Genomic DNA, 23,721 nt, shown 5'->3' on the forward strand with positions numbered 1-23,721 from the left:
GGGCGGAGCAATGCCGGCTGCTGCTATCTCTTCCGATCACTGCTGAAGGCCTTCTTCCCTGGCCCGGCTCCCCCTTTCTTGTCTCGTCTGCCTCAGAGCAGCCTCCTGCCGATCTCTCTGCTTCTGTGTTATCTCCTCTCTTGAGCGTCTGTGGCACCTTCAGAACTAGGAGCTTGCTCGTCCCTGGTCCTTATCGCGGCTCATGCGCAGTACCTTGAGCATGTATTGCTCCGAGTTCAGATAGTAGGGGTTGCGTTTGATATATTTCCCGACCACGGAGATAGGATGCAGCTTGAGCAGCTCGGCCACCAGGCCGGGCATCAGCTTGTTATGGTCATAGTGCATCAGGGCGATAATGGGCGCATTCTGGAAAGTGAAAACGGCGTCAGAGGCTGCTTCATACTTGAGGATCTGCTCCGGGGTCGCCGCGTCGCTGGTGAGCCAGCTCATGTCAATTGAGATGCGTACAGCCTTCCAGCCTTCGCGCAGCGCCTGGGCGATAAAAGTCTGGTGAGAGGAGAGCAGGAAATAGGGATCAAAGCGGGAGCCATTGGCGAGGAAGCTCTCCCGCTCCTCATGCAAGACCAGTTGTCCGCTGGCGAGCGCGGCATTGACATCGATGTTCAGACTGGCTAATTCCTCTCGCAGCTCCTGAACCTGGGCGGGCGCGGCGGCGAAGAGGCACTTTTCCGAGGCCGTCAGACCGACTCGGAGGAGGCGCGCCGTCACACCAGGAATCTCCGACACTTTGCGGTAGAGCTGGCAAATGTGCGAGCCGGGAGGAATGCGCTCAGATTTGCCCTCAACACTAAGATCCATACCTACCTCCACGGCCTTCTTCTGCTGTCTGGCGTCTCTGACTTAAACGAGCCTGCCGCTCCTGGCGAAGCTGTGCGGCTCGATTATTCGTGGCGATGACGACCAGGCTTAAGAGGCCGAAGACCATCACACCTGATAAGAACGTAATGAGTACCAGTAGAACGATATGCTGCGGAGAGAAACCGAGGAGCAGGGACAGGACGAGCGTCAGCAGCGTCATGGACACGGGGACAACCAGTGCCCAGGCGATGATGATGCGCAGGCTCTGTTTGATCGTCAGCGCCTCTCCGCCGCTGTAGGGGAAGAAGATCCGCCGAAACAGGGAATAGCGCACGTGCTCTTGTTGCTGTTGCATAGGGCTAACAAGATCCTTCCTGCCGGTGCCGCTGTTGTAGCCAGCGTTGCAGAATAGCCTCCGCCTGGTAGAGAATATTGACCTCGTTCTGGTACGTCAGGAGACGGCAGGCCTCACCCAGGGAGAACCAGCCCACCCGGTCGTACTCGTGATCGTGCAGCGTGATATCGCCACCAATGGCCTCTAGCAGGAAATGACGTACCTGCTTATGATAGCGGATATGGTCGCGCACAAAGCGATACGAGATCGTGCCGATGTAGGCGATCAGGCGCACTTGCAGGCCCGTCTCCTCCTGCACTTCGCGCAAAGCTACCTGCTCGATCGTCTCGCCGGCGTGCGGCGTCCCTTTCGGCAGGACCCAGATCCCCGGGTGGCTACGACCAACGAGGGCCACTTCAATACTCATGCCTTCGCTCCCAACCAGCCCCCTGAAATTGCGTACCGCTTTCCCCTGAACGGATCGCTGTCTGGCGTAGTGCTGTTGTTGCTGCTGTAGCTGCTGCTGCCTTTGAGCTAGCGGGGCTGGTGCAGGAACCAGGCGGAAGACCACGCCTCCGGCTGAGTACGCGCGCAGCGTACGATGGTGCTGATAGCGGTCCCAGCCCCGAGCTGTTTCCTCTCTATGCCATCGCAACTTCGCCCCACTCCTCCTTACTGCGAATACTGCTGCTGACTGTCGCGTGCGCATCCTGGCCAGCTAGCCAGCAACAAAAGAATTGGGCGCGACCTGAGAGAGTCGCGCCGCGTACTGATACCTGCCAGAGCATTGACGCAGCGCGAAACCTCTTCCTGTAAAGGGAACAGGTTGCGCCGCTCCTTATCGTGGCAGTATAGCGAATGCCTTGACATGTGTCAAGACAGCATCCGTCGGACAGCCTCCAAATTTCCGGAAGGTACATCGGGGGGAACAGCGCAGCCTGGAGCCAGGATAAAGTGCTCGCCGTTGGTCAGCTCCAGAGCGTGTTGTACCTCCTCTTGCACTTGATCGGGGGTACCGGTGCGCAGGACAGTCTTTTCACTGATGCCGCCCATCACTGCTTTACCCGAGCGGCGTTTCCCCTCACGCAGGTCGGGATTCCCCTCCAGGGTGGCGGCCCAGCTAATCGCGTGGACGGGGTAGTTCGCCAGCAGGTCAAAGTAGATGCGAGGGCCACAGTTGTGTAGAATCGTAAACTTGCTGCGTCCCTTGATGGCATCCAGGAATTCCAGATCATACTGCTCACCAAACTCGCGGTACTGGTCCTGGGTGAGTAAACCCTCACGAGCCCAACCATTGGTGGCGTAGAAGATGCCACTGGCGCCCTCTTCCATACAAGCGATGGCAAAGGTGGTAAAGGTTTCCAGGATAGTCCGCAGGCCGGTATGAAGGGCCTTGCGATCTTCACGCATGCTATGCAATACCGCCTCGGTGCTGTTGCCGGCCAGATACTTGGCCACGCCCAGTGGGCAGAAAATCGTCTGTACAAAGTAGGCATCGTTCCCGAGATGGTATTTAATGAGCTGCAAGGCACGCAGCTGCTCAGCTAAGGCTCCCTGCGTCGGCTCCAGCGGACGCAGCCGCTTCCAGTCTGCGGTACTTTTGATAGGAGTATCCTCGAAGACCGGCGGCTTGTATTTGTCGCCAGAGGGACGCACGCGGACCTTCCAGCCTTCGACGTGGTAGGAGGCACGCGGATTCACCTTCAGGAAGTCCCAGTCGTAGCGCGTGAAGTTCTCAATCATCGCCTCCACAAATGTCTGCACGTTCCATTCGCGCTCGTAGTCATGCCCCCACATACTCACCGGTACACGATCGACCGGCTTACCGCGCAAGGCGGCGTCAACACGTTCCTTCTTATTCAAGGTCTTTCCCATCCCCTCTAGACAAGATCACTAACTTGGATATAAACCATGCCTACAGACAGACAGTTCTGGATAGGCAGCGCAGCGGCTTGTACGCTACCCATGCGTTCCATTCACTGCCGAGCGAGTCGTAGTGCGGTGCACGGGCCATAACCACAGGGCTGCGCAGCGGCCACGCTGCTGGCTTATAGCCCCAGCCGGGCCGTCAGCTGATAGCGGACTGGGAGCGAAGTGGCAACTGCCCAGGCGGAGATGACCAGAACGACCCGGCTGACCTTCCTGCCAAAGTCCGGGATGGTCACACTGGCCTGACCACTGGCTAGGTCAACTGGGAAACGGCGAACGCTGAAGTCCTGGCCCTCATAGACCAGGGCCTGCACACTATAGTGTTCCGGTAGAACGTTTGCCGAGCGGATAAAGCCGTGGCTGACCCAGCCGTTGTCATTGACCAGGTTATCCTCGAAGTGCAGCTCTGGGATACGTATCCAGGCTAGGGCAAAGCCCTGGCGATTAACCGCATCATCGGTGACCTCCTCAAAGCGCAACTGGATACGCTGGCCGGCGTAGGGGGTCAGGTCGACCTGCTCCTCGACCCATTGTGGACTGCTTCCGCCGCTGGTTCCGGTGTAGCCGTAACCCCAGTTTCCCCCATTGGGGTTACTGGCCGTTGTGTAGCGTCCGGGCAACGTTGTCCAGTTGATGCCGTCGGTCGAGGCTTCTACAAAGGCATAATCGTAGTCACGTTCCAGATCAAACCAGGCGGCAAATTGCAGGGTGACGTGCTTGCCTTTGAGTGTGCTCAGGTCGAAGGAGCGAGTCAGGGTACTATCCATATTATCATATCGATTGCCCCACCACTCATAGTGTGAATGGTAGGGCGTGTTCGCGATAATGGGAGTTGTGGGTGTGCCGTTAAAGGTCAGGGTCAGGGTGCCTGTCTGCCCTGCCGGCTCGAAGGTGTAGTACTCTGCTGCGTACTGATGAATGCTGTTGAGCATGGTAAAGGGATAGCTGCTGACTTGCTGCGACGGCACGGGGGTTCCGACCTGGATGGTGGCATAGCCGTAGTCTCCCTTGTCGATGCTATAGTCCTGAACGACATTGGCGAGATACCACTTATTTACTACGTCATCGAAACGGTCCTTATAACCATGACGGGCGAGGACATGGTCAAAGCTGAGGGGAGGATCAGCGGGGTCGCTCAGCAGCTCTTTGAGAATGGGGTAGCCACCATAGTGCTCGGCGAAGTAGGCCAGGAAGAGGTAGGCTGCTCCATAGTGGTCTAAGACCGCTGGCATATCGTCGCTCCAGTCGGTGAGTTGCGTATTGGGATGAGAGAGAAAAGCGCCGTCGGCGCCGTCTACGGGGAAGCCGTTGATGTGTTGAGCCAGCAAGGACATTCCTTCATTGATCCACGCTGGATCGCTGGGATGGAGATGCCAGTGAATCATGTGCTGAAATTCGTGGGCCAGGGTACTGTTGTAATCAGCTGTCCCCGGCAGCATGGTATCGAGGTCGATGTAGATCATCTCGCGCTCATTGCTGTAGGGATTGATGGCCGTTGGGTACTCGTCGGCGGATGAAAAGTAGCCGCCGACACCGTTGCCCAGGCCCGCGGCGTTCAGGATGGTCAGGTGCACATCATCGTCGATGCCTGGCTGCCACTCGCTGCCAAAGATGGCGTGCTCGCTGGGATAGATGCGCTCTTCGAAGAGGTCGGCGGAACTTTTAAGGGCTGTCAGACTGGCGCTTTGGTCGTCCTCGACGTACATGTACACATGAGGAGTGAGGTAGAGCAGCCGGGCCCGAATGCGTTGATAGCGGTGCGTGTCCAGATTGAGAAGCCAGAACTGGTCTTCCTGGCCAAGGTGCGCGTTGAGCGGTGTGCTGCGCCCGTGCTGCGACAGTGGCTGCGGGCTGTGCAGCTTGAGACGCTGCGCCAGGCTGTAGAGATCACGCGGCGGGTGAGCTGCCGTTGTAAGCAAGTGCTCGGCTTGCAGGAGCGCTGACAGGTTCTGGGGCGTCGGCGACGGCTTCAGACCGACGGTGACGTCGCCGGACGCCGGTGTCTTGACTGCGGCGGCATTGCCAAAGGGAACACAGGCGCTCGCTGTAACCGCTAGCGTAAGTAGCAGAGTCAGTAAGCCCAGCCATTCGCGAAGAAGCAAGAGACTACCCCGAACCCGTTTGCACATGGTCGCTTAGCCCTCCAGTTCCTTGAAGCGATAGCCGACGCCCCGCTCCGTCAAGATGTATTGGGGGTGAGCAGGGTCTTTCTCGATCTTCTGCCGCAGATAGGTAATGTAAAGCCGAAGATAGTGAGCCTCGTCTCGGTATTCACGCCCCCAGACTTTGGAGAGCAGCGTCTCATGGGTGAGAAGGCGCCCGGCGTTGTTGACGAGATGGTAGAGCAGACGGTATTCGGTAGGACGCAGGGTGACCTTCTGGCCACGGACAATCACCTCGCGCCTGGCAAAGTCGATCTTGAGGTCCTTGTCGACAACAATTTCGGTCTTGCGCGCCGGCGGCGGCATGAATGCACGGCGCAACAAGGCCCGGATGCGCGAGAGCAGCTCGCGTGGACTGAAGGGCTTGGCGATATAGTCATCGGCTCCCAGGTCCAGGCCGCGGATGCGGTCGTGTTCGTCCTGGCGCACTGTCAGCATGATCACCGGAACGGTCGAGACCTCGCGGATCTGGCGCAGAGTCTCAAAGCCATCCATGTCTGGCATCATGACATCAAGAACAATGAGGTCAGGCAGGTTTTCGCGCAGTTGCTCCAGGGCCTCCTCTCCACTACTTGCCTCCAACACGTGATAGTGCTCTAACTCTAGATTCATACGCACAAGATCGCGGATACGTGGCTCATCGTCAACAATGAGAATGGTGATATCACGATGATCGAAATTTTCCTTCTCCATATTTAAAACACCACCATAGGCAGTTGCGCCTTCTCCTTGCGAGGCAGGCTGAACGAGAATGTCGAGCCTTGATGGAGCGCACTTTCTACCCAGATCCTTCCTCCGTGAGCCTCAATGATAGCGCGGCAGATATAGAGGCCGAGGCCGGCGCCCGGGCGTCCAGACGTCGACGGGTGATTGATGCGCTGAAAGCGCTGGAAAAGCCGCTCCTGATCGCGCAGGGAGATGCCCATGCCCTGATCGCTGACGCTCACGATCACCTCATCGCCCACAGTGGAGCAGCTCACCGTGACCGTGCGCTGCCGAGGTGAATATTTAAGCGCGTTGTCCAGCAGATTCTCCAGTACCTCCTCGATGCGGTCGCGGTCGGCCATAACCAGCGGCAGGTTGGGCGGGAGCTGCACCTTGATGTCGAGATCGGGACTTCTGGCCTGGAAGCGTCGCACGACGCCCTGAATCAGGGGCTCTAGATCCAGGGGAGCGATCTCCATATGCAGGCCACCAGCTTCGATGCGCGAGGCGTAGAGAAGATTCCCGACCAACTTATTGAGACGATCGGCCTCCTCTTCGATCGCGAGGAGGCGCGCGCGCAGTGTCTCGCGATCAAAACTAGCGTCGGCACGGGCCAGCGTTGAGGCGTAGCCCTTGATGATGGCAATCGGCGTCTGCAGCTCATGGGAAATGACCGAGATGAACATTGAGCGCTGCTCTTCTTGCTCGCGCTCGCGGGTGATGTCGCGCACGGTCAGGATACCGTTCATCGGCTCGCCGCGCGCCGAGTGGACGCAGGAGGCCGAGACGCTCACGCTGAAGCGCTGGCCATCGCGTGCGGTGATCTGGATCTCGCGATTGACCACGGGCTTACCGGCAAAGGCTTGGAGAATGGGTGAGTTCTCCAGTCCCAGATCGTTCCCTTGCCGATCCTTGGGGCGCAGCACATCATAATAAAAGCGGCCCAGCACCTCGCTTTCACGCCATCCTGTCAGGCGCTCCATCGCCGGATTGAAATCGATGATGCGGAAGGCATGGTCGACGGTGAGGATGCCATCGGTGCTGTACTGGAAAATAGCGGCCAGGCGCTCCTGCTCGCGTACCAGCGATTGCGCCTTGAGAGCGAAGCGCATACTGGCGGCCAGTTGGGCGCGGAAGAGCGCGAAGCGGATCTCATCGTTCTCCAGGCAAGAGCTGCTTTCGGTGGGGCGGAGGTAGTGCAGCATTCCCACCAGGCCGCTCTGGTCATGGAGAATCAGCGAGCAGCGCTCATACTCCTGGGTCTGGCGGCGTTGGCCAGGGTTGGAGCTGTCGAGGCGCTGGCCGCTACGGGCCTGGGAGGTGACGCTCTCGGGGTCAGTGTCAGGGCCAATGAAATCGGCAAAGAGGTCCAGCTCATCCAGCAGCGAGGAGGGCAGGCGCTCAACTACAAACGGTCGGGCTGGTGTGGGCAACGAGCCGCGTTGGATGTGCTCCAGCAGGCTTCCCACCGCTGCCTCATTGATCTGATAGACGGTATATTCTTCGCTGCTCTGGGGATCAAAGGCTTCGTTGGCCACTACGAAGAGGCCGGCCTCCCCACCCAGGAGGCGAATAGCGCTCCCGATAAGAATCACAAGTTGGCCATGCAAGTCCTTGAAGTGCTGCGTCAGGGATCGGGACATGGCAGGCTCCGACAAAGACAGAGACAAGGCATGTATCTGGGTACAGAGCGGGGCCGGCAGGGGCAGGTTGGCGCAGCTCCCTGCCGGGGATTGTCAACGTTCGGTGTCAGTGCTATTTTAACACAAAGCCTTCAGGTAGGACAGAGATGCACATCGACATCTTCACGCTCTTCCCGGCCATGTTTGAGGGGCCGTTTTCTGAAAGCATCCTCAAGCGTGCACGCGAGCGTGGTCTGCTCTCGATAGCCTTGCACAACATTCGGGATTTTACGACCGATAAGCATCACGTTGTCGACGATTATCCCTATGGTGGCGGCGTTGGCATGGTCATGAAACCCGAGCCGATTTTCGCCGCGGTCGAGGCCGTCTATCAGGGCGGGCCTATCATTCTGCTTACACCCCAGGGCCGCCTGTTCAACCAACAGATTGCGCGCGAGCTGGCTCGCGAGCCGCGCCTTTCTCTGATCTGCGGCCACTATGAGGGGGTGGACGAACGCGTAGCTGAGCATCTGGCTACCGATGAACTCTCGATTGGCGATTATGTGCTCACCGGTGGCGAGCTGCCGGCCATGGTAGTGGTGGATGCTGTGGCCCGCCTTATTCCCGGTGTTCTGGGCGACGATGCCTCAACGCATGAAGAGTCGCACAGCGACAATCTGCTGGAATATCCTCAATACACCCGTCCGCCTGAGTTCCGCGGCTGGCGGGTCCCCGAGATCTTGCTCTCCGGCAACCACGCCCAAATCGCGCGCTGGCGACGGAAGGAGGCCCTGAGACGCACGAAGCGCCGGCGTCCTGATCTTTTTGCCAGGCTTGATCTGAGCAGCAAAGAAGATCAGAAGCTCCTTAAGGAGCTAGAAGCTGAAGGCTGGTGAGTTGCGCCTGGCCAGCTCAGCACCGGCCTTCGCCGATCCTCTCCTGTCTGGCACGAGGCACCCCGGCGCCGCTGCTTATTCCTCGTCAGCGCCCTGCTCCTCGTTGGCGGCTGCGCGCGGCTCGCGTAGCTGGCGCTCTTGCTGGCGTCGCAGGGCCTCTTGCCTGGCCCGCTCCTCGGCGATAATCTCTTCGACCTCGTCAGCCATCGTGCGTCCCTCGCCTTCGTGGCGACCTCCACCGACGCTCGGGCGGCTCTCCAGGACCTCGCGCGCCCGCCCACCGCTCTCTTGGGGGCCGATGATGCCGTGAGCTTCCAGCAGGTCGATCAGACGGGCCGCTCGGGCATAGCCCACACGCAGACGTCGCTGCAGCAAAGAGATGGAGGCCCGGCCATACTCGCGTACTACCTGTTCGGCCTGCTCCAGCAGCTCGTCGTCCAGCGTGGATTCTTCGGCCTCCTGTTCATGAACCTCCCAGCCAGGTTCAACCTCTGGGCTGCCTGCTGGACGATGCTGGGACGCCTGCTCTTTCCAGTAGGTGACCAGGCGCTCGATCTCTTCATCGGCGACAAAGGCTCCCTGGATGCGCTCCGGCTTGCCGGCATCGGCGGGCAGATAGAGCATGTCGCCCCGTCCAAGCAGGCGCTCCGCTCCCCCCATGTCGATAATGGTCCGTGAGTCAATAGCTGAGCTGACCATAAAGGAGATACGCGTTGGAATGTTGGCCTTGATCAGACCGGTGATGACGTCGACCGATGGACGCTGTGTAGCCACCACGAGATGGATGCCCGTAGCCCGGGCGAGCTGAGCCAGACGACAGATCAGGCTCTCGACTTCCTCGGGGGCTGTCATCATCAGATCGGCCAGCTCATCGATAATGATGACGATGGAAGGTAAGTTCTGGAGTGAGTTATCTCCGCGGGCCAGCCGCTCGTTGCGCAGCTTGCGATAGCTATCGAGATTGCGTACACCCAGTCGGGAGAAGAGGCGATAGCGACGCTCCATCTCGTGAATCGCGTTCTTGAGCAGCCCCACCACCGTATCGACCTCCGTCACCACTGGCATCAGCAGGTGGGGAACGCCGTTGTAGTGAGTCAGCTCAACCATCTTAGGATCGACGAGCAGCAGGCGCAGATCATCGGGCGTGGCCTGCATCAGGAAGGTGGCGATGATGGCATTGATGCAAACGCTTTTGCCAGCGCCCGTAGCCCCGGCGATCAACAGGTGGGGCATACGCGCCAGATCGCCAACGCGGACCGCGCCAGCGACATCTTTACCCAGGGCCACCGCCAGCTTGGACTTGGCCCGCGCGCTCTGGTATTCCTTGCTCTCCAAGACCTCGCGCAGCGTCACCAGGCGGCTATTTTTATTAGGAATCTCGACGCCGACATAGGGCCGGCCCGGCACTGGGGCCTCCATGCGAATCGAGCGCGCTTCCAGTACCAGCGCCAGATCGTTCTGCAGGGCCATGATGCGGCTCACGCGCGTGCGCGATTCATAGACAATATTGCCGGAGGCGTCACGCACGGGAACCAGGCGCCCTTTCTCGTCAGGCTGCATGGCCGGCTTGCCCGTGGGGCGAATCCCGAAACGAATAACCGTAGGGCCGATACTGATGTCTTCAGGTCGCACCTCGGCCTCAACGCGGAAGCTGCGCAAGGTATCCTGGATCAGCTTGGCCAGGGCTACTGTATCTTCGCCCAACATCTGCAGCTTCATATCTTCGGGCCGATTGAGCAGGCTCAGGTCCGGTAGCTTCCAGGGAGACGAGGGCAAGGGTTGGCCTCCGCTGCGCGGCTGCGACCGCCTCCCCGCCTCCGCGGCTGGCTGACGCTTCAGAGGATTGGGTGTGAGCGGCTCCATCTCTGGCAGATTAGGGACAACGTCTTGCGCGGAGATGTGCAGCGGCTGCTGGGGAGGCCGCTCGCTGTTGAAGGGCAGCGGCTGCTGCTGCGCGCCACGTGTGGCGGCCTGATACTCCTGGCGATTCAGCGGCTTAGGCGGCGGATGCGGGCCGCGAAGAAGAGAGCCAGGCTGGTGCCGGTGGGTCGCTCTGTCATCCTGGCGATCATCGTCGCTTTCGAAATCTGGCTCGAACTCGATGATATCCTCATCTTCCCCGCTCATCGCTGGCTCTGATCCATCAGCGGCTGAGCGGGCCGTCCCGGCGCGTGTCCCATTGGGGGCTCTTTCATCCCCTCTGGAGTCAGCTCCGGCCTGGGCCTGACCGCTATAGCGGCTATAGCGGGGGCGCTGGCCGAGAAAAGGCGAAGGGCCGCGGGCACCCTCGCCACTGCTGGCGCGAGCAGGACGCTCCACGTGGTCGGCGAAGAGCCGGCGCACAAAGCGGGCGGCGGCCAAGATGTGCCCGAAGGTGATGCGGAAGGTGACAATGCTGACCAGGACCATCAGGCCCAGGATCAGAATGTGACCGACAGCAGCTGGCCAATTGCGCAGGGGCCAGGTCAGGAGAGCGCCAACAAATCCACCGGTCTCCCCTCCAAAAAGGAGCTGGCTTTCGGCCAGGACCAGCAGCCAGAGTAGGGCCAGCCCGCCTACCAGCGACCAGCGCAGCAGACTGCGTCGGAGCAGGCCCTCGATCAGCAAGGTCCCGGCCAGTACCAGCAAACCGAGAGCCAGCACGTAGGCCGACCAGCCAAAGAAGGTTATAAAGAAGGCGTGGAACTCTTTCAGAATGAAGGCCTGACGAAAGATCGTCAAGGCACTGAGCAGAAGCAGGGAGAGCAAGAGCAGGATCAAGCTGTAAAACTGCTGCTGCTGATGGGGTTCAAGGCGCTGCCACTGGTCGCGGAGCCAGTGAATAAAGCGCTCGTCCCCCGTCTGGTCAGCGGGGGGGGAAGACGGGGCTGAAGAAGCTTTGCGTCCAGATGACCGGGAACCAGCCGAGGCGCGCTTTGGAGCCTGCCGGGCATTAGCAGGCCCGGGGGTCCGTTGCTCGACGCGGACGCGGCTGGACCCGACGGCGCCTGCGGCAGCGCTGGCCCGCGCGGTCCGCCTCGCCTCTACGCCCGGAACAATGCGCTCCTTGCGCTGATTCTTCTGATCGCTGGCAGCCATTCCCGCTCCGTCTGCTCCTCCCGTGAGCTATACAGGCGATCCTCTCTCATGCATTCGCTAAAAGAGGGGCACTCTTCTTCCTCCCCAGCAGCGCTTGGGCCGAGATAGCGCGTGCCAGAGTTCTATAAGCAACACCAGTATGATAGCGCAGATGTTCCAAGGGCGCAAGTGGGGAGATGGCGGCTCGGCGCGACCGGATCGGCGCTCAGCGGACAAGAAGAACGCGGTTTGTGCGGCTTCTGCGACTGACGCTGGGTAGGGGGTGAGCTGATTCTCTGGCACGACCACGGCAGCAAGCCAGAATCACGGGCGGGCACGATGGCGGTAAAAAAAGAGAGAGCGCACAGACGAGAACTGGTAGGTAGAAGCACAGAGCAGAGAAGGGATCGAAGCTATCATCTCCATGCTAAGCTGACGAGCCGCCTCGTGGTGCGCTCTCTCCCTTCAGTATAAGCAGAAGCTGTCGCAGGAGCATCGGTGATCTGTCACAGAATTGTCGCAAAGAAGGAAGAGGGGGACAAAGTGCAGCTAGCCACTACGGAGCGAGCCGTGGATTCAGAGAGCGGGGTGGCGCGGGAGAGGCGAGAGGCAGAGGCCGACGACCGGCAGATCGTGCGGCGGCTCTCGCGCACCCCGCGCTTGTTCCGGCTTAGACCTCCATCACTACTGGCAGGACCATAGGCCGACGATGGGTCTTCTCGTAGAGGAACTCGCTGAGCGTGTGCTTGATCTTATCCTTTACAAAGGACCAATCGGAGGCGTGGCCATTGAGGCCAATGAACGACTCCAGCACTCGCTCGCGCGCACTCGCCAGCAGCTCCTCAGCATCACGCATATAGACGAAGCCACGCGAAATGATGTCCGGTCCCGCCAGCGGGCGCCCAGTCTCCTTATCGACTGTCAGGACAGCCATCAGGATGCCATCCTGAGCCAGGACCTGGCGATCGCGCAGCACGATCTGGCCGACATCGCCTACGCCCAGGCCATCGACATAGACATTGCCGCAGGAGACATGGCCAACCGCATGGATCGCGTTCTTCGTCACCTCGATCACATCTCCATCCTCGGCGATCACAATGTGATCTGCGGGGATGCCCAGCGAGGCGGCCAGCTTCGCATGGAGCATCAGCTGGCGATACTCACCGTGGATCGGCACGAAGAACTTCGGTCGGATCATGCTCAGCATTAGCTTCAGCTCTTCCTGTGCGGCGTGGCCAGAGACATGCACTGGCGAGACGCCCTGATAGAAGACCTCAGCTCCCTGACGGAAGAGATTATTGATCGTGCGATTGACCATCTTCTCGTTGCCTGGTACCGGCGTGGCAGAGAGGATCACGGTGTCGCCCGGCTGGATGCGCACGAGACGATGGTCCTGATTGGCAATGCGTGTCAGAGCCGAGGTCGGCTCGCCCTGGCTGCCGGTACAGATGATCACGATGCGCTCAGGCGGCAGCTTGTTGATATCCTCGGCGCGGATCAGCGTGTGCTTGGGGATGTTCAGATAGCCCAGATCGATGGCCATCTGGACGTTGCTCACCATACTGCGCCCGACCAGAGCCACCTGACGCCCGTAGCGCACGGCTGTGTCGACCACCTGCTGCACGCGCGAGATCAGCGAAGCGAAGGTGGCGATCAGGATACGCCCGGGGGCATTGGCAAAGATCTTGTCGAGCGAGTCACTGACCACACGCTCCGAGGGGGTATAGCCAGGCGACTCCACTCGCGTGCTGTCGCCCAGCAATACCAGAACGCCCTCCGTACCAATGCGCGCCAGTGTTCCAAAGTCTGCCGGCTGCCCATCGACTGGCGTATGGTCGAATTTATAGTCACCGGTGTGCACCACGGTGCCGACGGGCGTGTGAATCACGATACCCACTGCATCAGGAATGCTGTGATTAACGTGGAAGAACTCCGCGGTGCACTTGCCCAGTTTCACCTTATCGCCCGGAGCTACCATCTTAACGATGGCGCGATCCTGCAACTTATGCTCCTTCAGCTTCACCTGGATCAGCCCCTGGGTCAGACGGGTGGCATAGACGGGAGGAAAGTCGAGCGCGGGAAGGACATAGGGGAGACCACCGATGTGGTCCTCATGGCCGTGGGTGATCAGAATAGCCCGGATACGCTGCTTTTTGTCCTGGAGATAGGTCGTGTCCGGTATCACTAGATCAACCCCAAACATCTCATCGTCAGGAAACATCAACCCCGCGTCAACGATGATGATGTCCTCACCATACTCGATCACCATCATGTTCTTTCCGACTTCCCCAAGCCCACCCAGGGGGATAAGTCGAATTTTTTCCATTGTCAAGGTAACAAAAACCTCCTAACCACACTCAAGCATGAGTATGCCCACTCTTTGCTTTTGAGATATATGTCGACTCCTGTCTCCGCCAACAGGAGTTATAGCCAAATACAGAAAAGTCCAGGCGACGTTGAACTATCAAAAATACACACTATTCGGATCTTTTATTCTATTAAAAGTCTAGCATATTCGATGCGCAAAGACAAGGAAGAGCTACGCGCTAGCGACTGACGCTCGGCAGCCGTCTCTTGCCTTCGCCGCCATCGGTTTCCTGTTCCAGGCTCCGTTAGGAGTGGGTCAGGTCGAGTGGGGGCGGGCCGGAGGGGCTTCTCGCCGTGGCTATCTCAGCTAGCGAGCAGACAAGAAGGAATCTGCGCACTACCGCTGGCCAACCTGTCGGTCTCTTGAGGTAGCCAGCCACTGAGCCAACCCGTCCCTACGATCTTATATCGGCCACTTTCTTCTTTTTCTGCAAACTAGAACACTTGTCTATTAACGGATATTCCCTAGCAGGGCGCGGGCGATCACCACCCGCTGAATCTGGTTAGTGCCTTCAAAGATCTGGGCCACCTTCACATCGCGCATATAGCGCTCGACCGGGTAATCTCGCACGTAGCCGGCACCGCCCAGGACCTGGACCGCATTCGTTGTGACTTCCATTGCCACATCGGTGGCGAAGCACTTGGCCATCGAGGCGTACATACTGGCATTCTGCTCGTGGTCCAGCTTATAGGCAGCCTCATAGACCAGCAGGCGAGCGGCCTCGATCTTCATGGCCATATCGGCCAGCATAAACTGCACAGCCTGGAAGGCGCCGATCGGCTGGCCGAACTGCGTTCGCTGGCAAGCGTAGGAGCGAGCGACCTCGAAGGCGGCCTGGGCCACGCCCACGGCAATAGCGCCGATATTGATGCGGCCTCCATCCAACGACGAGAGGGCGATTTTGAAGCCCTGGCCCTCCTCGCCCAGGCGCTGACCGAGCGGAATGGGGCACTGCTCGAAGATCAGCTCCCGCGTGGGAGAGGAGCGTAGGCCCATCTTGCGCTCAGTTTTCCCGAAGCGGAAGCCGGAAGTACCTTTCTCGACTACAAAGCAGCTGATTCCCTGTGAGCCGCGTACTGGACTCGTACGGGCCATCACCAGGTAGAGGTCAGCCTCGCCTCCGTTGGTGACCCACATCTTGGTGCCATTGAGCACATAGTGATCGCCGCGACGCTCGGCGCGACACTGAAGGCTGGCTGCATCCGAGCCGGCGCTGGCCTCGCTGAGAGCAAAGGCCCCGAGCAACTCGCCGCGGGCCAGGCGCTGGACCCAGCGCTCGCGCTGCTCCTCGTTACCAAAGCGAGCGATGGAGCCAGCTACCATGTTATGCACCGATAGGCCGACAGCGGTAGCCATATCTCCCCTGGCCAGTTCTTCATAGACCAGGGCGGCCACGGTCCGGCTCAGGGCACTGCCCCCGTATGTCTCAGGGATTGTCATGCCCAGCAGGCCCAAGGTGGCCATTTTCAGGTAGACTTCGCGCGGGAAATACTCCTGTTCGTCCCACGTAGAGGCGTGGGGCGTAATCTCCTGTTCTGTAAAGCGACGGACGGTGTCGCGAATCGCTCGTTGCTCCTCGTTGAGATCGAACTGCACTGCTAGCTCCTGTTCTACTACTGGTTTCGGCTCGCCATCGATAGGCAGGGAAGAGCCGGAGCCAGCGAACGAACGCCCTTACTCTTGCTAGCTGGCACTGGCTGGCGCAGACCGGGCAGAGAAAGACGAGCAGGCCGGGGTGAAGCGGCAGGCGAGGTATAGTGCGCCGGACAGGCTAAGCGCCACTGCATCGCCTGCACCGGACAGGCGGGTAACCTCTGCCGGTCTCTTCATCATTATAGCAGTCCTGCAACCAGGTGCCGTTGGTGGCTGCCGGCGCGAGGAACGGAGCGGGGCAAGACGAGCACCAGGCTCGCCCAAAACGCTAGGCTTGACACCGGCGAGCTATCCGTTCTGCGCAGGCAGCGAGCAGTGCGCCAGAGGGCAGGGAGAGACTGACAGGCCGGCGGGCGACGGGGCGGGTATGTAACCGCAGGGCCGCAGGCATCTGGCTGACGTGTTTCCTGCTGGGTCCAGCCAGGGTGCCATGAACGCTAAGCCGGGCAGCTGATCAGGCCAGACATGCGGGCTACTCTGCTGAACCAATCTCGACACGCAAGACAGCCAGGCAGCACCACTGTCCTTACTGTTGCGCTCTGGGCGTCGCGTCACGCCCTGCACAATACGGCAAGCCCCGGCGTTCCACGACTGCCGGGGCAGCGGAGCCGATGGTCGGACTCGAACCGACGACGACTCGCTTACAAGGCGAGTGCTCTACCAGCTGAGCTACATCGGCCTCTCATCTCACTCGCTTGAGCGCTCTCTGCTTTGCTCGCTGGGATACCCTCTGGTTACTTTCTTCTGTGCTCTCTACTATAGCACAATGGGGCTGAGATTGCAAGAGAGGAGGAGGAAGAGGGCGTAACGCTGCGCGAAGTGTAAAGGCAAGCCGGAGACAGTCGGAGTGTCGCCAGGTCAGGCGACGAAGCTGGTAGGTGGCATGGTATCTTACTTTAAAGTTTCTTTACATATCCGTCATACTTTTCTGAACTCTTCTCTGTATACTTGAGCAGCGACCGGGTATCCTCCAGTAGGGAAGGTGGCCTGCCAAATCTCCTGCCACCGGTGGTTCTTGCATGGTGGCAGGCCACCTTCCCCTGCTGCGACCAATAAGCCTGGCTGCCAGAGGTAGTGGTAGTGGTCGGGGGCGTCTTGTCCGGCCCGGCCTGGCCTGGAGGAGGGGCCTGCTGCCTTGCCAATGAATGTCTGGTTCTAGTGAATGTCTGGTTCTAGCCTGCCATGACCTATTACCGGGCTTCACAGCCTCAAGCGCAGACAAGGCGGGGTAGATGAGACAAAGGGACGCTGAAAGCAGATGGTAAGGCGTACTCGATGCGCTCGCTAAGCGCAGCGCCTTCCCTGGCTGCCTTGTGAGGAGATGCCAGAGCTGAGCATATGAGATTGCTGGTCATTGAAGACGAGCCTGATATCGCACACGCGCTCGCGAAGGGGTTGCGCCAGCGTGGCTATGCTGTAGATGTCGCCTACGATGGGGAGCGCGGTTGCATGCTGGCCGAAGTCAATGACTACGACCTGGTTGTTCTCGATCTCAATTTACCCGGCCTCGATGGCCTGGAGGTGTGTCGCCGCCTCCGCGCACTTCGTCCCGCTTTGCTCATCCTCATGTTAACTGCCCGCAGTAAGCCGGATGAGCGTGTGGCCGGCTTAGAGCTAGGGGCTGATGATTATCTGGTCAAGCCCTTCTACTTCGCCGAGCTGGTGGCTCGTATTGGGGCCTTGCTGCGCCGCGATCTCCGCGGGCGTGAGCCGCTCCTCTGCTACGCCGATCTGAAACTTGACCCGGTGGCGCGCGTGGTCTGGCGGGGTAATCAGCGCCTCTCGCTGACCGGCAAAGAGTTCGGCATTTTGGAATATCTGATGCGCCACCAGGGCGAGGTCGTCAGTCAGGAAACGCTCCTTGAGCACGTTTGGGATTCGCAGGCTAATCCATTTACCAATACGGTGCGCGTGCACATCAATTCACTGCGACGCAAGCTGGGAGACGTTGCTGAGGCGCCGCGCTATATCGAAACGGTCGTTGGCCAGGGCTACCGTCTCGGTCCGCTCTCTGCCCCATCGGAGGAGAAAGCATGACCAGATTCTCTTTCTCGTTCCCGCGCCTCCCGCGTCTACGTCAGGGGCGGAGGCGCTTTTTGCCACTACGTTTACGGATCGCCATCGGCTCCGCTGCGCTGGTCTTCGTACTCAGTTTCTCGCTTCTCTTCTTTATCAATATTGCTGCCATTAATGGTTTCTCACGCATTATTCACAGTAGTGGACTGGATTGGCCGCGCACAACGGTTTTGCCAAATGGTACGCGTCTCAGGAATACGTTGCCGCCCTTGCCGGCCCCGCTGGCGGAGCGCCTGGCCGAGAGCTTCGCCCGCGGTCATCTCAATCCTGTTGAGCGCGCCCTCTTGCTGGAGCTGCAGAGCATCTCGCTGATTGGCCTGGCCCTGGTAGCGGTACTGGGCGGATTTGGGGCCTACTGGCTGGCGGGCACTGCTCTGCGCCCCCTGCGTCAGGTCAGCAATGCGGCGCGGCGCATTAGTGTGGAGACGCTCGATACCCGTCTGGCGCTGACGGGGCCGCGTGATGAGATTAAGGAGCTGGCCGACGCCTTTGATGCCATGCTGGCCCGGCTGGGCGAAACCTTTGCTCAACAGGGGCGCTTTGTCGCCAATGTGGCCCACGAACTGCGCACGCCCCTGGCGGCCATGCGTGCCAGCCTGGAGGTCGTGACCAGTGATCCAGAGGCGACGCTGGAGGATTATCAGGAGATGGCTGCTGCTCAGGAGCGCGGGCTTAGCCGCCTCGAATCGCTCGTCTCTAATATGCTGCTGCTTGTCAAGAGCGAGCAGCCGCTGCGCAACCGCTGTGAGGTCAGCCTGGGACCGCTGCTGGAGGAGGTCCTCCAGGAGCTGCAGCCGCTGGCTCAGGAACATGGGGTCAATCTCGTGCTTGAGAATCTACCCGATCTGGTCGTGACCGGCGACGAGCTCCTGCTGGCACGCGTCTTCTCCAACCTGATTGAGAACGCGATCTGTTACAATCGCCCGGGTGGTGAGGTGCGTGTCAATGGTCTGGAGGCCGAAGGGCAGGCACGCATTACCGTCGCCGACACAGGGATTGGTATTCCTCCCGAGGAGCAAGGGCTTATCTTCGACCGCTTCTATCGTGTTGATAGCTCGCGCTCGCGTCACAGTGGGGGAGCTGGGCTTGGCCTCTCCATTGTCGCGGCCATTGTGCAGCAGCATCATGGTCACATTAGTCTCTGGAGCGAGCCGGGGCGTGGCAGTATCTTCACTGTTTCCTTGCCGTTGGTTCAGAGTGAGCTGGCCGACGGTGCTCATGCCGCCCTACCGCCGGCAGCCGGACGTGCTGGTTCCGAAATGCCAGTATTCGCCGGGAGATAACTTTCGCCTTTTCGGCAGCAGGAGAGAGACCTTGCTCACTGGCCAGGACAACTGTTCCAACAGGTCTGGAAAGCGGCCAGAATCTCAGCTGAAGGCTTTCTTCTTCCTGGCAAGCCGGCAAGCCTGCCCTCGGCCCACCTATTTTCTGGCTAGCAACTCAACCCACGACCCGTTGAGAGCAAGCCAAGTGCTCGATGGCAGGTAAAGCCGCATCAGTACCAGGAGAAACTGACTAAGACCTGACTGGCGGACTATCTTAACAGAGATTTTATTATCCATCAGCTAGATTTCCTCATGTGACGAGACCCATAGAGTGTTTAAGCGAAGGGAGTCACCGCACCATGATCATTGTCAGGCAAGCAGCGCGTCGGCTGCTGCGCTGTGCCGCTGGCTTGCTCTCGCTGACGGCTCTCCTGTTGTTGGTGGCCTGTGGCACCAACAGCAACAGTGCCGCCGGGGGCGTCAGCGCCTCTGCTTCCGCGACTCCCACCTGTCCCCCTACCCCACGCTTTCAGAGCGTGAGCGGGACGGTGCAGAGCGTGAGTACTGGCTCCTTTACAGTGCTGGATCGGCAGGGTCAGAGCAAGCAGGTCGTCTACACCAGCAGTACGCGCTTTACAAAGCAGGTGCAGGAGAAGGTTAGCGACCTCAAGGAGGGGGAACAGGTCACGGTCTTTGTAAGCCAGAACTCGGACGGTACCTACTCCGCTGTCTCTATTGCCGCGGGGAGCGGTCAGGCGGGCTTTGCGAGTAATGGCAACGGCACTGGTCGCAATGGCCAAGGCTCACGCCAGGGCTTCGGTGGCAATCGTGGCAGCTTCAACGCAGCCTGTTTCCGGCGCCAGAGTCAGGGTGTTTCCGGCGCTAACGGCACGAGCAGTCAAAACTCACGTGCGGTGCGCGGCAGCATCACCCAGATCGCTGGCAATCAGCTGACAGTGACCGATAGCAGCGGCAGCAACTTCGTGCTGACCTTGACCAGCACCACGCGCATCGTTGAGACTGAGGCCGCCAGTGCGAGCGATCTCAAGAGTGGGGTGACGGTGCTGGTCGTTGGTTCCAACGGCAGCCAGGGTCAGCTGACCGCCTCCAGTGTCACCATCAATCCCCAGATGCAGGGGAGGTAAGGAATGAAGGCAGGTTGATAGCAGAAGCGAACAAGGAGCCTTCTTCTGAAAGGAGATGTAAGTATGTCCGATGTCGAGACGAATCTCCAGCCGTTACTGGAGGACGAAGGGAGTGAGATCGCTACAGAGGAAGCGGCGCGTTTCGATACCAAGCTCACTTTGCCGCCGCGCCGCCGGCGCCGCCGCGGTTGGGTGATTGCCACAGTGCTGGTGGTCATTCTGCTGCTGGCCGCAGGGGGGGTACTGTCCTACATGCATCTGACGGCGCAGCAGAAGCCTCAGTATACGGAGGCGACGGTGACCACCGGCAACCTCTCAGTGACCGTCTCGGGCACCGGTCCCATCATGCCGCGGGCCCAGTACAATCTGAACTTCCCCAGCTCGGTGGGTGGTCAGATCAGCGAGATCGATGTGCAGGTGGGTCAGCAGGTGACCAAAGGCCAGGTGCTGGCGAAGGTCAATTCCCCCTCGCTGCAGGACGCCGTGACGCAGGCCCAGCAAGCAGTGAACAACGCGCAAACGGCCTACAACGATGCGGTCAACAGCGGGGCTTCGCAATCGCAGCTTGATCAGCTCCAGGGCCAGCTCCAGAGCGCTGAGGATCAGTTGACGGCGGCCCAGCACAATTTGGCCCAGACTGTGCTGACAGCTCCCTCCAATGGAACGATCGTCGCCATTAATGGGACGGTCGGCCAGACGCCCGGTACAACAGGCTCCAGCTCCGGTTCCTCTGGTGGCAGCGGGAGTAGTGCCTTTATGGTGCTTGTTGATACCAGCTCGCTGACGATCGCCGCGGCTGTCAATGAGGCTGACATTGCCAATGTCCGGGTGGGTCAGCCAGCCTCCTTCACGGTGGCGGCCTATCCCAACCAGACCTTCCATGCGACCGTTTCCTCGATCGATATTCTTGGCCAGAACTCTTCCAATGTGGTGAGCTATACCGTTGATCTGACGGTCGATCAGAACAGCCTCAACGGGGCTCACATTTATCCGGGCATGACTGCCACGGTCAATATCACAACCCAGCAGCGCATCGGCGTGCTGCTGGTGCCAAACCAGGCGCTGACGTTCACCAACGAGGCGGTGCAGGTTGGGGCCATCAGCCGGCAGTCGCTGGCGCAGGTCTATCGCAATGCCGGCGCCTCCTTCGGTCAGGGTAATGCCAATACTAGCGGGGCCAGCAGCTCTAGCAACTCTAGCAGCAGCAGCAGTGGAAGCACACGTGTGGTGCTGACGCTGCGCAATGGGCAATTGGTCCCGGTGGTGATTCAGACGGGCCTGACCAATGGCACCTATACCGAGGTGCTCTCGGGCCTACAGGACGGCGACCAGGTGGTAGTCAGTGCAACTGGTGGCGTCTTCTCTAACCTCTCCACGACTACCACGACCACTGGTGGCAGTGGCCTGGGTGGGAATGGCTTCGGCGGCGGTGGCGCGCGCTTCTTCGGCGGAGGAGGAGGTGGCCGCTAAATGGAGCAGCGTGAGCAGTGGCAGGCTGATGGACATCGCGCCTATCCACTGGTGCGAGTCCGTCAGCTTGTCAAGAACTATTACCTGGGCCACACAGTCGTGCCAGCTCTGCGGGGGGTTGATCTCGATGTCTGGCCGGGGGAGTTAGTGGCCCTCATGGGTCCCTCCGGCTCGGGCAAATCAACCTTCATGAATCTGCTCGGCTGCCTGGACCAGCCGACGGCGGGCCGTTACCTGCTCAATGGGGTGCCGGTCGATGAACTCAGCCCCAATGAGCTGGCCGACGTGCGCAATCGCTCGATCGGCTTCGTCTTCCAGAATTTCAACCTCTTGCCCTGGATGTCTGCCCTGGAGAACGTCGAGCTGCCGCTGACCTATATGCAGATGCCCGCCGAGGAGCGTAGGAGACGGGCGGAGATTGCTCTGACGCTGGTGGGCTTGCGCACGCGCGCTCTCCATCGTCCGACAGAGATGTCCGGTGGTCAGCAGCAGCGCGTGGCCATTGCGCGCGCCCTGGTAACGTCGCCGACTCTGCTCCTGGCCGACGAGCCAACGGGGAACCTGGATAGCCAGACCAGTATTCAGATCATGGGCATCCTGCAGGAGCTGAATCGCCGTGGCCTGACCATTATTCTGGTGACGCACGAGGCCGATATCGCTTCCTATTGCCGTCGCCAGGTGCGTTTCCGCGATGGGCGCGTCGTGAGCGACACGCTCAATCCCGAACCGCTGGAGGCACGCTTGCAGCTTACCCATGATCACAATAATCAGGAACAGGAGGGAAGGAAGGTGACCTCATGAGCTTTCTGAGGCCCGAGACTGGTGCACAGCATGCCACGGTGCCGCAGCCGGCGCCGCTGGACCGCAGCGCTTTCCTGCCTCCCGTTCACAAATATCGGCGGGCCCGCGGCTTCTCTGCTGTCTATCAGGGGACTCGCAGCGCGCTGCGAGCCTTGCGGGCTAACGCGCTGCGCTCCCTGCTGACTTCGCTGGGGATCATTATCGGCGTCGGCGCTGTGATTATGATGATCTCGATCAGCGAGGGAAACGCCGCTACCATTAATCAGCGGCTCTCCTCTCTCAATCCAACGCAGCTCACGGTCTTCCCTGGTAGCGCCCGCGGCACCGGAGGGGTCAGCGCCGGCCTGGGGTCCGCCCAGTCGCTGACGCTGGATGATGCCAACGCGATCGCTCAGCTCCCCCATGTGACCGCTGTCAGTCCTTTGATTAATACCCAGGGGCAGCTGGTGGCCGGTGACCAGAACTGGTCAACCTCGGTGGTCGGCGTGGCTCCCCCGTATCAGCAGATCGGCGGCTGGCAGCTTCAGGATGGCAGCTTCATCTCGCAGGACGATGAGGATAGTGGCCATACCGTAGCTGTGCTCGGGCAGACGGTGGTCGATAACCTTTTTGGCCCGGGCGCCGATCCAGTAGGGCAGAGTGTGCGGATCAATGGCGTCCCCTTTACGGTGATCGGGGTCCTGGCTCCCAAGGGAACCACCGGTGGGCGCAACGCCGATGACGTGGTCTATGTGCCCTATACCACCGCTCGTCAGCGTCTGAGCGGTGGGCGCTCCCTGGGCCAGATCGTGCTGACCGCTGATAGCACCTCCGATGTTGGCCTGGTGCAAAATGAGGTCGAACAATTGCTGGAGCAGCGGCACAACATTTCTAATCCGCAGCTCGATGACTTCCAGATCTCTAATCAGCTCCAAGTCTTGCAGTCGGTGCAGGGGACCAATCAGGCCCTGACGATCCTACTGGTCAGTGTGGCCTCGGTCTCGCTGGTGGTCGGCGGTATTGGCATCATGAACATCATGCTGGTCTCAGTGACTGAGCGGACACGTGAGATCGGTATTCGCATCGCTATCGGGGCTCGTCCCCGTGATGTGATGACGCAGTTCTTGATCGAGGCTCTGGTGCTGAGCGTCCTGGGCGGACTGATCGGTATCGTGCTGGGTCCTGTCGGAGCTTTGGTGCTGATGCATTTTACCAATACGCCCTTTGTGCTCGATCCACTCTCGGTCTTGCTGGCTTTCGGGGTCTCTGCCCTGGTCGGCATCATCTTCGGCTTCTATCCAGCACAGCGGGCGGCACGCCTTGATCCGATTGTCGCCTTGCGCACCGAGTAAGCTTCTTTGCAAAGCAGGAGAGCCTGTTATCCTTTCGTTGATACCCTCAACTGCGCTCTGTCTGAGCAGAGGGGTGAGCACTCAGGAA

17 protein-coding genes and 1 tRNA gene are annotated in these 23,721 nt (G+C 60.0%); 7 read left to right on the forward strand and 11 right to left on the reverse strand.

From position 1 onward, the window contains the following. Positions 1–165 precede the first annotated feature (165 nt). From KTAU_RS15685 to KTAU_RS15715, 7 genes are all read right to left on the reverse strand, one after another. A complete protein-coding gene (locus KTAU_RS15685; RefSeq protein WP_151729274.1) occupies positions 166–819 on the reverse strand; it encodes an MEDS domain-containing protein in 654 nt (217 codons plus the stop codon). Beyond that, a complete protein-coding gene (locus KTAU_RS15690; RefSeq protein ID WP_151729275.1) occupies positions 809–1,174 on the reverse strand; it encodes a hypothetical protein in 366 nt (121 codons plus the stop codon). Before KTAU_RS15690 ends, KTAU_RS15685 begins: the two co-directional genes overlap by 11 nt. 4 nt (positions 1,175–1,178) lie before the next feature. Continuing rightward, positions 1,179–1,808: an NUDIX hydrolase gene (locus tag KTAU_RS15695; RefSeq protein WP_170293338.1), complete on the reverse strand. Its 630-nt coding sequence runs from the start codon at positions 1,806–1,808 to the stop codon at positions 1,179–1,181. A gap of 218 nt (positions 1,809–2,026) precedes the next feature. Then, positions 2,027–3,016 carry a uroporphyrinogen decarboxylase family protein gene (locus KTAU_RS15700; protein WP_170293339.1) on the reverse strand — a complete coding sequence of 330 codons (990 nt, stop codon included), beginning with the start codon at positions 3,014–3,016 and terminating at the stop codon, positions 2,027–2,029. A gap of 185 nt (positions 3,017–3,201) precedes the next feature. Further along, the gene (locus KTAU_RS15705; protein WP_151729278.1) at positions 3,202–5,211 is read right to left on the reverse strand and encodes a M6 family metallopeptidase; all 2,010 of its coding nucleotides are present in this window, start codon (positions 5,209–5,211) and stop codon (positions 3,202–3,204) included. A gap of 6 nt (positions 5,212–5,217) precedes the next feature. Further along, entirely contained in the window at positions 5,218–5,937 is a 720-nt protein-coding gene (locus tag KTAU_RS15710; RefSeq protein ID WP_069804796.1) for a response regulator transcription factor, read from the reverse strand. Positions 5,938–5,939: 2 nt separating this feature from the next. Next, complete coding sequence (locus KTAU_RS15715) at positions 5,940–7,592, reverse strand: sensor histidine kinase (protein WP_151729279.1); 1,653 nt, start codon at positions 7,590–7,592, stop codon at positions 5,940–5,942. A gap of 146 nt (positions 7,593–7,738) precedes the next feature. Between KTAU_RS15715 and trmD the strand changes: the two genes are divergently transcribed. Then, the gene (gene trmD / locus KTAU_RS15720) at positions 7,739–8,467 is read left to right on the forward strand and encodes a tRNA (guanosine(37)-N1)-methyltransferase TrmD (RefSeq protein WP_151729280.1); all 729 of its coding nucleotides are present in this window, start codon (positions 7,739–7,741) and stop codon (positions 8,465–8,467) included. Between the two features lie 75 nt (positions 8,468–8,542). Here the strand turns inward: trmD and KTAU_RS15725 are convergent, their stop codons facing one another. The 4 genes from KTAU_RS15725 to KTAU_RS15740 all read right to left on the reverse strand — a co-directional run bounded on the left by KTAU_RS15725 (position 8,543) and on the right by KTAU_RS15740 (position 16,224). Then, positions 8,543–11,545, reverse strand: coding sequence for a DNA translocase FtsK (locus KTAU_RS15725; protein ID WP_228026494.1), 3,003 nt, complete (start codon positions 11,543–11,545; stop codon positions 8,543–8,545). A 649-nt stretch (positions 11,546–12,194) separates the two neighbouring features. Next, complete coding sequence (locus KTAU_RS15730) at positions 12,195–13,850, reverse strand: ribonuclease J (RefSeq protein ID WP_223258506.1); 1,656 nt, start codon at positions 13,848–13,850, stop codon at positions 12,195–12,197. Between the two features lie 492 nt (positions 13,851–14,342). Continuing rightward, positions 14,343–15,488 (reverse strand): acyl-CoA dehydrogenase family protein, encoded by a 1,146-nt coding sequence (locus KTAU_RS15735; protein WP_151729281.1) that lies wholly within the window; start codon positions 15,486–15,488, stop codon positions 14,343–14,345. 663 nt (positions 15,489–16,151) lie between these two features. After that, positions 16,152–16,224, reverse strand: a tRNA-Thr gene (locus KTAU_RS15740). A gap of 659 nt (positions 16,225–16,883) precedes the next feature. On the opposite strand from KTAU_RS15740, the gene KTAU_RS15745 reads away from it, so the two are divergent. The 6 genes from KTAU_RS15745 to KTAU_RS15770 all read left to right on the forward strand — a co-directional run bounded on the left by KTAU_RS15745 (position 16,884) and on the right by KTAU_RS15770 (position 23,633). Beyond that, on the forward strand, positions 16,884–17,582 hold the full coding sequence (locus tag KTAU_RS15745) for a response regulator transcription factor (RefSeq protein ID WP_112430579.1): 699 nt from the start codon (positions 16,884–16,886) through the stop codon (positions 17,580–17,582). Continuing rightward, positions 17,579–18,904, forward strand: coding sequence for a sensor histidine kinase (locus KTAU_RS15750; RefSeq protein WP_151729282.1), 1,326 nt, complete (start codon positions 17,579–17,581; stop codon positions 18,902–18,904). The genes KTAU_RS15745 and KTAU_RS15750 overlap by 4 nt, the downstream gene beginning before the upstream one ends. A 341-nt stretch (positions 18,905–19,245) precedes the next feature. Next, the gene (locus tag KTAU_RS15755; protein WP_151729283.1) at positions 19,246–20,031 is read left to right on the forward strand and encodes a DUF5666 domain-containing protein; all 786 of its coding nucleotides are present in this window, start codon (positions 19,246–19,248) and stop codon (positions 20,029–20,031) included. Positions 20,032–20,094: 63 nt separating this feature from the next. Further along, a complete protein-coding gene (locus tag KTAU_RS15760) occupies positions 20,095–21,501 on the forward strand; it encodes an efflux RND transporter periplasmic adaptor subunit (protein WP_151729284.1) in 1,407 nt (468 codons plus the stop codon). Then, positions 21,502–22,302, forward strand: coding sequence for an ABC transporter ATP-binding protein (locus KTAU_RS15765; protein ID WP_151729285.1), 801 nt, complete (start codon positions 21,502–21,504; stop codon positions 22,300–22,302). Further along, on the forward strand, positions 22,299–23,633 hold the full coding sequence (locus KTAU_RS15770) for an ABC transporter permease (protein WP_151729286.1): 1,335 nt from the start codon (positions 22,299–22,301) through the stop codon (positions 23,631–23,633). The genes KTAU_RS15765 and KTAU_RS15770 overlap by 4 nt, the downstream gene beginning before the upstream one ends. Positions 23,634–23,721 lie beyond the last annotated feature (88 nt).

Source organism: Thermogemmatispora aurantia (assembly GCF_008974285.1).
In the GTDB taxonomy this organism is placed as follows: domain Bacteria; phylum Chloroflexota; class Ktedonobacteria; order Ktedonobacterales; family Ktedonobacteraceae; genus Thermogemmatispora; species Thermogemmatispora aurantia.

Coding starts and splice junctions, on each gene's coding strand:
- KTAU_RS15755 (WP_151729283.1), top strand. CDS start 19,246: ATGATCATTGTCAGGCAAGCAGCGCGTCGGCTGCTGCGCTGTGCCGCT.
- KTAU_RS15770 (WP_151729286.1), top strand. CDS start 22,299: ATGAGCTTTCTGAGGCCCGAGACTGGTGCACAGCATGCCACGGTGCCG.
- KTAU_RS15690 (WP_151729275.1), bottom strand. CDS start 1,174: ATGCAACAGCAACAAGAGCACGTGCGCTATTCCCTGTTTCGGCGGATC.
- KTAU_RS15745 (WP_112430579.1), top strand. CDS start 16,884: ATGAGATTGCTGGTCATTGAAGACGAGCCTGATATCGCACACGCGCTC.
- KTAU_RS15760 (WP_151729284.1), top strand. CDS start 20,095: ATGTCCGATGTCGAGACGAATCTCCAGCCGTTACTGGAGGACGAAGGG.
- KTAU_RS15685 (WP_151729274.1), bottom strand. CDS start 819: ATGGATCTTAGTGTTGAGGGCAAATCTGAGCGCATTCCTCCCGGCTCG.
- KTAU_RS15730 (WP_223258506.1), bottom strand. CDS start 13,850: ATGGAAAAAATTCGACTTATCCCCCTGGGTGGGCTTGGGGAAGTCGGA.
- KTAU_RS15705 (WP_151729278.1), bottom strand. CDS start 5,211: ATGTGCAAACGGGTTCGGGGTAGTCTCTTGCTTCTTCGCGAATGGCTG.
- KTAU_RS15765 (WP_151729285.1), top strand. CDS start 21,502: ATGGAGCAGCGTGAGCAGTGGCAGGCTGATGGACATCGCGCCTATCCA.
- trmD (WP_151729280.1), top strand. CDS start 7,739: ATGCACATCGACATCTTCACGCTCTTCCCGGCCATGTTTGAGGGGCCG.
- KTAU_RS15710 (WP_069804796.1), bottom strand. CDS start 5,937: ATGGAGAAGGAAAATTTCGATCATCGTGATATCACCATTCTCATTGTT.
- KTAU_RS15750 (WP_151729282.1), top strand. CDS start 17,579: ATGACCAGATTCTCTTTCTCGTTCCCGCGCCTCCCGCGTCTACGTCAG.
- KTAU_RS15725 (WP_228026494.1), bottom strand. CDS start 11,545: ATGGCTGCCAGCGATCAGAAGAATCAGCGCAAGGAGCGCATTGTTCCG.
- KTAU_RS15715 (WP_151729279.1), bottom strand. CDS start 7,592: ATGTCCCGATCCCTGACGCAGCACTTCAAGGACTTGCATGGCCAACTT.